General features: G+C 37.2%; 10 protein-coding genes. All 10 read right to left on the bottom strand.

Annotated features, from left to right (window positions below):
* Positions 1 to 144: 144 nt before the first annotated feature.
* Positions 145 to 2,622 (bottom strand): glycoside hydrolase family 95 protein, encoded by a 2,478-nt coding sequence (locus H560_RS0108125; RefSeq protein ID WP_027379581.1) that lies wholly within the window; start codon positions 2,620 to 2,622, stop codon positions 145 to 147.
* A gap of 184 nt (positions 2,623 to 2,806) precedes the next feature.
* A complete protein-coding gene (locus H560_RS0108120) occupies positions 2,807 to 3,709 on the bottom strand; it encodes an alpha/beta hydrolase (protein ID WP_027379580.1) in 903 nt (300 codons plus the stop codon).
* An 84-nt stretch (positions 3,710 to 3,793) separates the two neighbouring features.
* A complete protein-coding gene (locus H560_RS0108115; protein WP_027379579.1) occupies positions 3,794 to 4,135 on the bottom strand; it encodes a cupin domain-containing protein in 342 nt (113 codons plus the stop codon).
* 142 nt (positions 4,136 to 4,277) lie between these two features.
* On the bottom strand, positions 4,278 to 5,012 hold the full coding sequence (locus H560_RS0108110) for a rhamnogalacturonan acetylesterase (RefSeq protein WP_027379578.1): 735 nt from the start codon (positions 5,010 to 5,012) through the stop codon (positions 4,278 to 4,280).
* A gap of 142 nt (positions 5,013 to 5,154) precedes the next feature.
* Positions 5,155 to 6,123 (bottom strand): pectinesterase family protein, encoded by a 969-nt coding sequence (locus H560_RS0108105; protein ID WP_027379577.1) that lies wholly within the window; start codon positions 6,121 to 6,123, stop codon positions 5,155 to 5,157.
* A gap of 186 nt (positions 6,124 to 6,309) precedes the next feature.
* Positions 6,310 to 7,221: an alpha/beta hydrolase gene (locus H560_RS0108100; RefSeq protein ID WP_027379576.1), complete on the bottom strand. Its 912-nt coding sequence runs from the start codon at positions 7,219 to 7,221 to the stop codon at positions 6,310 to 6,312.
* Positions 7,222 to 7,444: 223 nt separating this feature from the next.
* Positions 7,445 to 9,112: a glycoside hydrolase family 28 protein gene (locus tag H560_RS0108095; protein ID WP_027379575.1), complete on the bottom strand. Its 1,668-nt coding sequence runs from the start codon at positions 9,110 to 9,112 to the stop codon at positions 7,445 to 7,447.
* Positions 9,113 to 9,279: 167 nt separating this feature from the next.
* Positions 9,280 to 10,920 carry a glycoside hydrolase family 43 protein gene (locus H560_RS0108090; protein ID WP_027379574.1) on the bottom strand — a complete coding sequence of 547 codons (1,641 nt, stop codon included), beginning with the start codon at positions 10,918 to 10,920 and terminating at the stop codon, positions 9,280 to 9,282.
* A 250-nt stretch (positions 10,921 to 11,170) separates the two neighbouring features.
* A complete protein-coding gene (locus H560_RS0108085; RefSeq protein ID WP_027379573.1) occupies positions 11,171 to 12,430 on the bottom strand; it encodes a glycoside hydrolase family 88/105 protein in 1,260 nt (419 codons plus the stop codon).
* 11 nt (positions 12,431 to 12,441) lie between these two features.
* Complete coding sequence (locus tag H560_RS0108080) at positions 12,442 to 13,437, bottom strand: DUF4861 family protein (protein ID WP_027379572.1); 996 nt, start codon at positions 13,435 to 13,437, stop codon at positions 12,442 to 12,444.
* Positions 13,438 to 13,440: the final 3 nt, after the last annotated feature.

Below are 13,440 nucleotides of genomic sequence, written 5' to 3'. Positions count from 1 at the left end.
ATTTTAAAATTGAATTTAAAATATATAAATTCCCACAGATTTCACAGATAGATACCTATGAATTTAAAAGATATAAATCACACTTTACACAAACATCTGTGAAAATCTGTGAAATCTGTGGTAAAACAACACTATTTAAATAACTTATTTCACCACAGAAAAAGTATAAATCCCACCTTTTTCAGTATTAAAATCAAATAAATGAGTTTCCGGAACGGCAAATCCTTTTAACTGTGCCTGCTCTGAAATTAAAGGAGTTTTAACTGAATTCACCTGATAATATTCATTCGGATTTTCCCCTTTTGCCAATTGTAAATTTACTTTAGTTTTAATTTGAGAATTTCTTGCAATTCTGATTCTCGCGTTTCCGCCTAAAGTGGATTTTACAACCAGTTTCGTCAGTTTAGAATTTTTCCAATCGATATCTATTTCAAAACCGCCTCTCGCTTTTAATCCTTTCACAGAACCATTCGGTAAAGAATCCGGAAGGGCCGGCAAAATATAAATACAGCCGTCATAGCTTTGCAGAAGCATTTCCGCAATTCCTGAAGTACATCCAAAATTTCCGTCGATTTGAAAGGGTGGATGTGCATCAAGCAGATTAGGGTAAGTACCTCCGGATTCTCCCTTATTATCGATAGGAGCAGGAGATAATTGATCTGAAATTAATTTAAAAGCCCTGTTTCCATCCAGCAATCTTGCCCACCAGTTCACTTTCCAGCCCATCGACCAGCCTGTGGATTTATCACCGCGATAGGTCATTGAATTTTTTGTAGCTTCTGTTAGATCAGGATTTCTGAAAGGAGAAATTTGCCCTGATGGGAAAAGCCCGTATAAATGCGAGATATGTCTGTGCTTATCATCGGTTCTGTCCATGTCTTTCAGCCATTCCTGCAATTGGGCGTGCTGACCGATTTGCATCGGCGGAAGTTTACTTAAAGCCATTTTTACTTCATCCGAAAGATTTATATCTTCATTTAAAATTTTTGAAGCATTAATGAAATTATTGAAAACATCAAAAACCAGCTGATTATCCATCGTGGTTCCGGCAGTAATTCCTACACTTCTCATGTACGTATTTTCCGGCGACATGGAAGGCGAAACCACAAGATATTTTTTGGAAGGATCTTGTTGAAGAACATCCAGATAAAATAAAGCAGAACCTTTCAAAGCAGGATAATATTTTTTCAAAAATCCTTTATCTCCGGTGTACAGATAATGATTCCAAAGGTGCTGTGTAAGCCACGCGCCACCCATTGGCCACATTCCGTAAAAGCCGCCATCTACGATTCCTGTAATTCTCCACAAATCTGTGTTGTGATGTGTATTCCAGCCTCTTGCATGATACATTTCTTTGGCAGATTCCTGTCCGGTCACCGATAAATCCTGAATCATATCGAATAAAGGCTCGTGCATTTCACTTAAATTCGTATTTTCAGCGGGCCAGTAATTCATTTCTGTATTGATGTTTACTGTGTATTTGCTGTCCCAGGCGGGATTCAGCTGATAATTCCAGATTCCTTGTAAATTGGCTGGCTGCGTTCCCGGCTGTGAAGAGGATATTAAAAGATAGCGCCCAAACTGAAAATATAAAGCCACCAAATCCGGATCTTTTGAAGTGGCAAACTCTTTTATTCTGACGTCGGTTGTTTTCTTTGCCTGTTCTGTTGTTCCTAAATCCAGACTGACGCGCTTGAAATATCTCTGGTACTTTTCGATATGAGCTTTTAATTCAATATCATACTTTTTATGTAAAGCAGATTGTAAATATTCCGAAACTCTCGCATCCGGATTTCCCGAAATATCGTTATACTTTTTAAAATTCGTAGCAATGGAAACATAAATTACCACTTCATCCGCTCCGGAAATTTCAAGTCGATCTTGAGTCGAGGTTAATTTTCCACCTTTTAAAACAGGAACCGCAACGGTTTTGAAATTGATTTTCCCGATTTTATTATCAACCGAACCACTCGTTCCGGTAATCATCAATTGATTTTTCTCCGTAAAAATTGATTTCTTCAAATGTGGAGTAGAAGCATTAATAGAAAAATTCAGGCTTCCTTTTTTGCTTGAAGACAATTTAATGATGATGACATTATCAACAAAAGAAGAAAAAATCTCACGCCTGAAAGTCACGCCATTTACTTCGTAAGAAACGGTGCTTAAAGCTTTTTCAATATCTAAAGTCCGGGTATAATTTTTAAAATTTTCATGACCTTTAAAATCCAGGAAAAGATCGCCCATTGTCTGGTAAGGCATTCCATAATTCAGGCCTTTTGGAGCTTGTCTGGGGTAGGTTTTATTGGAAAGATTTTGAGCGTCTTCAAACTTATTCTCATTCAACAGTTTTCTGATTTTCCGGATGCTGTCGAATGTATCTTTCGGGACATTATTTCCCGGTTCTCCCGCCCAGATTGTTTCTTCATTAAGCTGAAGATGTTCCTGAGAAGCTCCGCCAAAAATCATAGCTCCTAATTTCCCGTTTCCAATCGGTAAAGCTTCGTTCCAGTTTTCTGCGGGTTTGTTATAAATCAGTTTTAAATTCTGCTGAGCATGAACAGAAACGGAAATAACTGCTCCGCAAGCCAGCAAAAATATTTTATGTTGAATGGTTTTTAGCATTTTTATATTTTGTTAAAAAGATTTTATTATGTTGGAAAAACGCAAAGGTGCAAAAGTTTTAATTGTATAAATGCTTTAAGGGGCAAGGATTTTATCTACGATAAAATTTTACAATGAATATTTAAAAAAGTAGGATTTTATTAGCCTTGCGATTATCTAACAATATTTAATTACTTATTACCCATTACTTATTACCCATAGTTTTAAGCCAGTCAGAACAAAGTTTTTTCCAGTTATCCGTCAGTTCAGATTTATTGGTAATCCCGATTTTATGCTCACCTTCAGGGAAAATAAATAGGGCGCCTTTTACTTTGTTTTTTACCATTTCCTGATAGTATAAAATACTGTTGATTACGGGAACTGTTTTATCATTTTGAGCATGAAATAAAATTGTGGGCGGCGTTTTTTCCGTTACACGATTCTGCATCGAATATTCTTTAATTTTTTCCGGGGAAGCATTTTCACCAAGCAAACTGTTTCGGCTTCCGACATGAGCGAATTCTCCCAAATCAATCACCGGCGAAACAAGAATCGCGAAATTGGGAACCGTAGGAATTGACGCCCAATCCCCTTTTAATTCGGTATAATCTGTAGAAATATTGCTCACCGATGCAGCTAGATGTCCGCCCGCAGAAGTTCCGATGACACCAATCTGTTCCGGTGAAATGCCGTACTGTTCAGCATTTTTTCTGAGATATTTTATGGCTGCCTGAATATCCTGTAACGGAGCGATCTCTTTTTGCTTCAAATCTGGAGAAGTCGGCAGGCGATAATTTAAAACAAATGCGGAAATTCCCTGGGTATTGAACCATTTTGCAATTTGATAACCGCCTAAATCGTAAGTAAGTTTGTAATATCCACCACCTGGAATAACGATGACAGCCATCTGTTTTCTTTCTTCTTTTGGAGGTAAAAAAGCAAAGAGTTCGGTTTCCTTTATCTGTATGATTCTTCCGTCTTTTTCTTCGGTTTTTAACGGTAATCCTTTGGAATTAGGCATTTGTCCTTTTGGCCAGACCATTATTTTTTCCTGAGCGGATAAATGAGCCAAAAGTGAAATTAATACTATTAAAACAGCTTTTTTCATTGCTTGTTAATTTGTGATTATAGTAAAAGTAAGTTTGCTAACCCTTCAAGATTTTTGAAACCTTGAAGGGTTGAATTTTTAGAATTAATCTTTAAGAAAATCCTCTCTAAAAGGTGTAAAAGCATCAATCAATTGTCCTGCTTCCAGACATTTCACGCCATGAAAAATATTCGGCTGCGCAAAAAATCCGTCACCTTGCTGTAAAACTTTAACTTCACCATTAACCGTCACTTCAAACTTTCCCGAAGCAACATAGGTGATCTGTGAATGAAAATGCTGATGCAAAGCTCCAATCGCATCTTTTTCAAATTTTACAATCACCATCATCACCTGAGAATTGTATCCAACGAATTGTCTTGATACTCCATCTCCTAAATCTTCCCACCCGGAATTGCCATCGAAGAATGGTTCTTTTTTGAAATTCATTTTTTGTATGTTTTTATTTTAAGATAATTATTTAACGTATTGTCATTCTGAACGAAACAAAGTGTAGTGAAGAATCTATTTTATGAATAGAGATTCTTCCTTCGTCAGAATGACAAACTCATTGTCTAAGTGTTAATTAAGACTATTTAATATATTTCTCCAAACCTATTTTTAAACTTTTCAAATCTTTCAAAGCCAATTTAGCGACCGTCTCTGCTCCTAATTTAGACAGGTGAGTGTCGTCTGCTTTATCTTTTTCATAATAAGTATTTTCTCCTGCTTTGAAGTGAAGATGCAGCAGCTTTGATTTTTCCGGTCCATAGGCGATTTCCATTTGCTCTGTCAGTAATTGCATATCTACGAAAGGGACCTTCATATCATCAGCTACCAATCGTACTACTAGAGGATATTCTTTATGTGTATCAACCAAAACCCCGTTTTCATTGAAATTTCTTCGGGTAATGGAAGTCATTAAAATAGGTGTAGCACCTTTTTCTCTGGTTTCTCTGACATATCTTTCCAGATTGGCTCTGTATTGGGTATACGGATTGGTAAATTTCGTAGAATCTTTCAATTTTTGATCGTTATGCCCAAACTGGATGATCACAAAATCTCCTTTTTTCAACTGTTTTTCAACATTGTCCCATCTTCCCTCCGTTCTGAAACTTTTTGAGCTTCTGCCGTTCATCGCATGATTCTGGATTTCAATTCCTGTTGTTAAAAACTGCGGCAAAACCTGTCCCCAGCCGTGTTCCGGGTTTTTATCAGGATTGTCTTTATTTGACATTGTAGAGTCACCGATTAAAAATAAGGTAGGTTTTTGTGCAAATGTTAGTATTGACAAAAATAAAAACAGTATACTAAGTTTTTTATTCATTTTTAAATTTATTTTTATTAAGTTTTTATAGATGCTTCGACTTCGCTCAGCATGACACCTCTAATACCAACTGTTTCTTTTAACAGTATTTTGTAGCGTTGTTATGCTGAGCGAAGTCGAAGCATCTCAATAATTTATTTCGTTATTTATTTGGGTTCCAGCCATCAAAAATCTTTTCAATAGTATAATTTTTCAAATCTTTTCTTGTCAATTGATGTGACCAGCTTACACGATTTGTTGCGTTTCCGCCGTCGCCTTTGCTTCCGAATTCTGCGTAATAGGCGGTTTTTTCTTTATCTGGAAACATTTTGTCGCCTTTCCAGGGATTCCAGCCTTCGGGAAGGATGTGTTTTCCCATTTCGGTATTGATGAATACCGTTTTGGCGTGAGGTCTCCACGGTCTTCCCAAATATACTTTTGTGATACCTTCTTTCGCGATTAATTGACAATCAAAAAAGACAAAACCGTATTTTCTATCGGCTTCTGTTGCGGCTGCGGTAATATAAGAATCGGCTAAACTTTTAATGTTACAATTTTTAAAAACAACCGTTGCCTGCCCGAAAATAAAATCAGTCGTTCCTTCAATATAACAGTTTTCAAAGTACTGTCTGCTGTGATTTGTCGCGGAATAAATAGTGTCCTGACAACCTATAATATTTGAATTTTTAATCACAAAACGGTCACCTTCCACATGGAGAGAAACCGCCTGTCCTTCGTTGCAAGAACTGTTTTGAATCGTCAGGTTGCTGATTTTAATATCATCACCCATCACAAGGAAAGTGTGGGAATTAAATGTTGTCATCTTTTCATTAAACGAATCCAATTTTCCTGAGAAATCATTATTAGTGATGATGGTATTGTCTTTATTTTCGCCTTCCAAAGTGATTTTATGTTTTGAAGAAGGAATTACCACTTTTTCATGATATGTCCCTGATTTAATATAAATTAACGCTTCCGCGGGGCCTAAATCTCTGATAGAATTAATCGCCTTCTGAATTGTGGTAAAATCTCCGCTACCATCTTTTGCAACGGTAATTTTGACGTAAGGATCATTTCCTGCAAAGAGAAAATTTGCCATTGAAATGAGAAGAATTAAAAATATTTTTTTCATATACTGAATTATTTTTTAACGCAAAATTTATTTTCATGAAACTTAAATATTTAGAGAGCAAAGGCAAATAAATTTGCTTCGCGAAGCTTTGACGATAACTTAATCAAATCAACTTGTTGATTCATCTTTGCTTCCTATAATATTCATTAGATTAAAATAAATCTTCGTTTAAAATCATAATTAATATTATTTCAAAACCTTATCTAAAAAGTTAACCGTTAAATTCAATGTTTCTGTAAACCAAGGCTCTGCCGACCAGAATGAATGCGGTGTGTCCTTAATTTCATGAAACTCAGTCGGGATATTATAACTCTTTAATTTTTTTATCATATCGTCTCTTCCTGCATGAAAACGGGGTTGAGAACTGTTGATGAAAAGGGTAGGAGGTGTATTTTTATCCACATATTCCAAAGGTGAAGCCTCTTTCCAGATTTTCGGATTGTCTTTTTGCTGATAACCCAGCCAATAGGCATCGTAAGTCCCTTCTTTTCCGGATTCTTCATGAACAAAAGAAACAACGCCGTCTACATTCACGATTGCCTGCAATTTTACCTTTTTCCTGACACCGACTAATGTGGCAATTTGTGCTCCGGCAGATTCACCCAAAACCACCATTTTCTTTTTATCTAAAGAATATTTTTGATAATTTTTCTTTAACCATTGGATTCCAGTTTCAATATCTTCAACTCCGGCAGGATATTTTGCGACATCAGCCAATCGGTATCCTATTGCAATGACCACATAGCCTTTTGAAGCCAGCTCCATCGCCATAAATTTTTCATTCTCTTTACTTCCTGAAATCCATCCGCCACCGTGAACCATCGCTATACCCGGATATTTTTTTGACTGGTCTGAAGGATAATATACATCTGCCTTTAAAGAAATTCCATTGACATTGGTATATTCTACATCATTATCAATTTTGATATTGTCCGGAACAGGTCTGTCAATCGGTGTGATGAACGGATATTTTTTCTGAAATTTTTCAAAAGTACCTTCATTGGTGTAAGGAGTGGCATTCGGTCTTTTTACCTGCCCGAATGCCATTGTCCCCACAAAAAAAATAGAAATATAAGTATGTTTTCTGTTAAAAATCATGTTGTTAATTTTTAAACTTTGATCTATTAAAGGTTGAAAGAGGTAAGCTTTCTTTACATTATCCCGCCCTGTCAGGGCTGAATTACCTCTGCGTTTTTATTCATCGGGCTTCACCCGATGCTGTTGTTATTTCACCGCTTCGCGGCTGATTCTTCTAAAATTCTCAATGACAGGTAATGTTTTAACAACTTAATTTACTCTAATGGTTTAAATAATTGATACACTATTTAACTGCATTTTTCGCCACATCTGTCCCGATAGACAATAAGTTTTTATCAGACGTTACCTCTTTTGGCAACAAAACTGCTCCCGTTTTATTTCCTAAAACCTTTACGTATGGTTTGTTTGCAGATTCAAACTTTACTGTGGGTAGATTAATATTCTTACTGTTGTAAATTGTTGCACCCGTTCCTTCAGAATATTTCAGTTTTACATTTTTCAGCTGAATTCCGTCTGCATCTACAATTGTTAAAGCTTTTCTCGTTTCAAACTGAGAATCTTCAATGACGATATTTTTAAGATTCATTTCGGTTAAGCCAAATAAAGTGATCGCTTCATCAGAATTAACAGCATTGATGTTTTTAAAGAAAATATTTCTGAAAATTGGTGTTTCTTCTGTAACAGGATAGGCTTTTTCCGGCGCTTTGTTTCCTTCTTTTTTCTGTCCGTCCTCTAATACCGGAGAAGCTCCTTCGTAAAACATATTGAATCCAATAACCTGTGTTGGTATGTTGATCATATCAATATTTTTAATGTAAATATTTTCAACAATTCCGCCTCTTCCGCGCGTTGTTTTGAAACGGAGACCAATATCTGTTCCGATGAAGGTACAGTCGGAAACGTGGATATTTCTCGCTCCGCCGGACATTTCACTTCCGATCACAAAACCTCCGTGACCGTGGTACACAACATTGTTTTTGATGATCACATTTTCAGTCGGTATTCCTCTTTTTCTGCTATCTTTATCTTTTCCTGATTTAATACAAATCGCATCATCGCCCACATCAAAAGTATTATCGTAAATCAGAACATTTTTACATGATTCCAGATCTACACCGTCTCCGTTTTGAGAAAACCATGGATTTCTAACTGTAAGATTTCTTAAAATAACGTTGGTACACATCAACGGATGAAGGTTCCATGCCGGAGAATTCTGGAAAGTGGGTCCGTCCAGCAGCACTTTATCGCAGCCTACAAGACTTACCATTACCGGACGAAGAAAATCTTTAACCGTTATCAATTCATCTTTAGAAATTTTATCAGGAACATTGAAACTTGAGCTGCTTTCAAATCCTTTTTTATAGCTTTCCGAAGGATACCAGTTCTTTCCGTCCGCAGATAAAATTCCGCCGGATTTTACGATATTTTTCCATTCAGATTCTGAAACTTTGCTTTTTTTAATGGCTCTCCACGCGTCACCGCTTCCATCAATCACTCCTTTTCCTGTGATGGCAATATTGGTTGCATTTCTAGCTGAAATAGGAGACTGGCATCGGATGGTATTTAGTCCTTCAAAACTTACGTCTACCAAAGGATAATCGGCTTTGTCTTTACTGAAAACGATGAAAGCGCCTTCTTCTACGTGAAGATTGATATTGCTTTTTAATTCGATAGGACCTGTCAGCCACATTCCACGGGGAACGACTAATTTTCCACCGCCTTTTTTACTTAAGTCTTCGATTGCTTTTTTGAAAGCTTCTGTATTTTTTACATTTCCGCCTGCTACGCCGCCATATTGTGTAATGGAAACGGTGTTGGCTGCAAATGAAGTTTCTGCAACCTGAGGCATTTTAAACTCAATGCTTTTATAAATATCCAGATTCTGAGCATAGATCTGCCCTGAAAACATCATGGCTGCTGCTAAACCGATAACTTTAAGAGTCTTCTTCATTTTATTTGTTTTGAGTTTTAATTTTTTGATTTTATTTCAAAATCGGATGTTATTTTTTTTCCACAGATTACACAGATTTTCACAGATGTTTATGTACTTGTATTTGTAAGTTTAAAAATCTATGCACAATCATCTGTACAGATTTGTGTAATCTGTGGTTTAGAAAATTAATTTTTAGTAATTCTAAACCAATCAAAATCAGCATATCCACCGCGAGGTGCCTTGGTTGTGCTTATACTGTATAAACCGACTTTGGCACCAATCCATTTTCCGGGTTTCGCTTGGAAAACATCGCCCACTTTTGTGAAATTTTTTCCGTTTTCGCTGTAACTGAATCGACATAAACCATTCGGTTCGTTCACATTTACTTTTAAATAAGCTTCATTTCCTTTTAATTTTGTTTCAAACAAAACCTTTTCTTCACCGGCTTTATCTGCTTTTTCAGCTCTTCTTAATTGCAAATAAAATCCGTCGGGCTTGTTGGTGATTACAATTGATTCATGATCTAGACCCATCACTAATAAACCTGCTGTTTTTCCTTCTTTGGCATCTTCGGGCGTTAATTTAACTTTAGTAGAAGCCGCAAAATTTGGAGCCGGGAATTTTTGAGTTAATAAATTCGGGACATTCCATAGATTTTTTTCACCTTCAGGAACTTTTATGGAGAATAATCGTAAAAACTTCTGTCCCGGAAGCTTGGATGACCAGACAATATTTTCATTCGCACTCCATTGCCATTGCAAACCTAATTTTTCGCCGTCAAATTCATCGGTTTCTGGTGGCGTAACGATAGAGTAGGATTGTCCTACGTTTGGTTTTTTATAGGTTAAAACCGGTTCGCCGATTCCGTTTTTATTATTATCAATTCCGATGACAGGCCAGTCTTTTTTCCACTTCATAGGCTGTAAGTGAACGATTCTTCCGCCCGCATCCACATCCTGAAAATGATAGAACCAATCTTCACCCGAAGGCGTATCCACCCAGGCTCCCTGATGCGGCCCGTTGATTTTCGTTGATCCTTGTTCCAGTACCACTTTTTCCTCGTAAGGACCGTAAATATTTTTTGATCTTAAAACCAATTGCCAACCAGTCGCAACACCGCCAGCAGGAGCAAAAATGTAGTAGTAACCGTTTCTTTTATACATTTTGGGACCTTCTACGGTTGGATGAGCATCATGGCCGTCGAAAACATGGACGCCTTTATCCAAAACTTTAGTTCCTTCGGGATTCATTTTATTCAATGTTAAAATACTTTTCACCCCGGCACGGCTTCCCGCCCAGCCATGGACTAAATAAGCGTTTCCGTCCTCATCCCAAAACGGACACGAATCAATCAAGCCTTTTCCTTCCATGACCAAAACAGGCTTTTCCCAGGTTCCCAGAGGATCTTTGGTTTTAATCATATAAATTCCGAAATCGGGATCACCCCAATAAATATAGAACTCCCCTTTATGAAATCTGATGCTTGGTGCCCAAACTCCGTCACCTCTTTTTGGGGTGGAGAAATGTTCAGTCGGAAGAACGTCAGGAAGTGCGTAATTCACTAATTTCCAGTTGACCATATCCTTTGAATGAAGAATCGGCAGTCCCGGAGCTTCATTGAAGCTTGAAGCTGTCATATAATAATTTTCACCAACACGAATAGCATCGGGATCAGAATAATCTGCGTAGAGGATCGGATTTCTGTAATTCTTTCCCTGATCGGCAGTCCATACTTCAGAAACGTAGTTTTTTTCCTGTGCGTGGAGATATGTTGAAGCAATTGAAAATAATGTGATGGTTGCTATGTTTAAAATTTGTTTCTTCATAAATCCAAATTCATTTGTTTTTAACGCAAAGAGCGTAAAGTTTTTTTTGAAATGTTTGAAAATATTTTTCGTTCGCGAGGGCGTTTCACTCAGCAAGGTTAATGTCCTTAAATTGAATTTTTATTTAAACATTAAGGAATTAAGAAGGAAGCTTTTATTTATAATTTGAGAAATCATTATCATTGATTTTTGGTTAAGCTACATTAAGCAGCATCTCTAATAAAACTTAACTTCTGAATGTTTAAATAAATTACTTTTCAAATTCTAAACTTGCCAGGATAAATGGTCCGGTTCCTTTGGCATCGTTGGAGCGGATTTCCTCATTTACATAATATTCGTAAGAACCGTCTCTGTAAGGTTTTCCGCCTAATCCGGCTACTGCACAGCATTTATTTAAATTTACCACTCCGTTTTCATCAACTGTAATTAATTTTTTGATGATTCCGTCGTAGCCTTTTTTAGCGTAAGATTTATAAGTTTTAGGTAAATAACCTTTGTTGACGGATTTAATCATTGTATAAACAAACATCGCCGAAGCCGTAGCTTCCTCGTAATTACCGTTTGCTAATGGCTTATCCAAAACCTGATACCAAAGCCCGCTTTCTTTGTCCTGAACTTTAATAATGGCATCTGCATACGATTTGATATAAGAAATTAACCTTGCCCTTCCCGGATGATGTTGAGGTAAATAATCCAGCACATCTACCATGGCCATTCCGTACCAGCCCATTGCTCTTCCCCAGAAATTAGGTGAAAGTCCGGTTTGTTTATCTGCCCAGGCCTGTTCCCTGCTTTCATCCCAGGCGTGGTAAAGAAGCCCTGTTTTTTTGTCTAACAGGTTTTTCTGAACAGAATCAAACTGGAAAACGATATCATCATACGCTTTTGCTGCCTCTGATCCTTTTACAAAATCTCTGGTGTAGTGCGTGTAGAAAGGCATTCCCATGTACAAACCATCCAGCCATACCTGGTATGGATATATTTTTTTGTGCCAGAAAGAACCTTCTTTTGTTCTTGGCTGTCCGTCGATTTGCTTACGAAGCGTTTGTAAAGCGGTAAGATATTTTTCTTTTTTCTCTTTTTCGTATAAATAAAGAAGGACGTTTCCGCTGTTTAGCATGTCGATATTGTACTTATCAAGGTCGTAGGTAGCGATGGTTCCGTCTTCTTTGATCAGTTTTTCACCGAAATCACTGATGTAATTGTAATATTTTTTTTTGCCCGTTTTTGCGTAAAGCTGTTCGGCTGCATCCAAAACGATTGCTGATGGATAGGTCCATTTCGGGCTTTTGCTGAAATCCAGCATCCATGATTCCGGAAAGCGGTGCATTTCTGAAAGCATCATTCTTTCAGACCATTTAAGATTGGCAGGGATTACTTTTCCTGATATAGATTTTGAAGTTTCGGTTTTTGGGTGGCTGACAGCTTTTGACTGGACGCAAGCCAAAAATACTCCTGATCCGAAAACGGCCAAAGCCAATACTTTTATATTTTGATTGATGAAATTCATTTTTTTAAACTTTAAAGTTGATTATTTTTATCTAAAATGTCCAGTTTTTTATCCAGATCCTGATAGAAAGCTTCTTCTGTTGTGATGCCGTTTGGTTCCTGAGACCATGCTCCCATGAAGTAATACGAAACATTTTTTGTCTTCTTGAAAACTACAGTATGTGTGGATTTTGTCTTTACATATTTATCAAAATTTTCAAGAGGGTAGAACACCGCCATTCCCAGATTGTCGTCTTTTTTTGCTAAAGTCTGCTGCCCGTAAGTGGCAATATACCCCCATTTTTTATTTTTACTGATTCCCTGTTTTAGCGGAATATTTTTAATGGCAACAATTCCTGTGCATAATCCGGAAAGGGTATTGTTTAAGTTTAAATCAACTTTTACGAAACGGTCTTTATTAAAAATCGTCAGTTTCGACTGCAGGTCTGTCGGCTCACCCCAGGTTTTCCAGCCTTTGTAACCAATGACTGCGTACGACTGGTCTTTTTCGTTGACCACTTTTACCGCCGTATTTTTTACGATTTTAAAAGTTTCGACAAAATCATTCTGCTCATCATATCTTCCGTAAGAACCGATGCCTATGGTGCGGCCGGAACTTAAAATATCCTGTCCCCACGGCGCATCGTGATGATAAGACTCAAAGCCGTCCTGACCCACTTCCGGTAATACCAAAGTGTTTACCTTCTTACCGAAAATATCCGTTGCGTTTCTCCAGTCAAGATATAATCTGTAAGCTATTTGATTGTTTTCCAGTCCGATACCTTCATATCTAATGTCGAAAGAATGGTCGGTATGCTGTGCCGGAAGCTCAAACTCTGTAACGTTTTTAAAAGTTCCTCCAATGTATTTGCTGCCTTCCCATTTTCCACCTTCTTTTACGGAAAGTTCTGCATAAGAGAAGGGTGTTTTTGGGTTTTTCTTAATTTTTTCGATCACAGAAGTCTGCGCCGAAAAATTTGAACTGATAAATGCTCCTGCAATTAATATTTTAACTAAACTGATCTTCATAAT

Source organism: Chryseobacterium daeguense DSM 19388 (genome assembly GCF_000430825.1).
Classification (GTDB): domain Bacteria; phylum Bacteroidota; class Bacteroidia; order Flavobacteriales; family Weeksellaceae; genus Chryseobacterium; species Chryseobacterium daeguense.
The sequence above is the reverse complement of the archived record's forward strand: the minus strand, read 5'-3'. Positions and strand labels throughout refer to the sequence as shown.

Coding starts and splice junctions, on each gene's coding strand:
- H560_RS0108125 (WP_027379581.1), bottom strand. CDS start 2,622: ATGCTAAAAACCATTCAACATAAAATATTTTTGCTGGCTTGCGGAGCA.
- H560_RS0108120 (WP_027379580.1), bottom strand. CDS start 3,709: ATGAAAAAAGCTGTTTTAATAGTATTAATTTCACTTTTGGCTCATTTA.
- H560_RS0108115 (WP_027379579.1), bottom strand. CDS start 4,135: ATGAATTTCAAAAAAGAACCATTCTTCGATGGCAATTCCGGGTGGGAA.
- H560_RS0108110 (WP_027379578.1), bottom strand. CDS start 5,012: ATGAATAAAAAACTTAGTATACTGTTTTTATTTTTGTCAATACTAACA.
- H560_RS0108105 (WP_027379577.1), bottom strand. CDS start 6,123: ATGAAAAAAATATTTTTAATTCTTCTCATTTCAATGGCAAATTTTCTC.
- H560_RS0108100 (WP_027379576.1), bottom strand. CDS start 7,221: ATGATTTTTAACAGAAAACATACTTATATTTCTATTTTTTTTGTGGGG.
- H560_RS0108095 (WP_027379575.1), bottom strand. CDS start 9,112: ATGAAGAAGACTCTTAAAGTTATCGGTTTAGCAGCAGCCATGATGTTT.
- H560_RS0108090 (WP_027379574.1), bottom strand. CDS start 10,920: ATGAAGAAACAAATTTTAAACATAGCAACCATCACATTATTTTCAATT.
- H560_RS0108085 (WP_027379573.1), bottom strand. CDS start 12,430: ATGAATTTCATCAATCAAAATATAAAAGTATTGGCTTTGGCCGTTTTC.
- H560_RS0108080 (WP_027379572.1), bottom strand. CDS start 13,437: ATGAAGATCAGTTTAGTTAAAATATTAATTGCAGGAGCATTTATCAGT.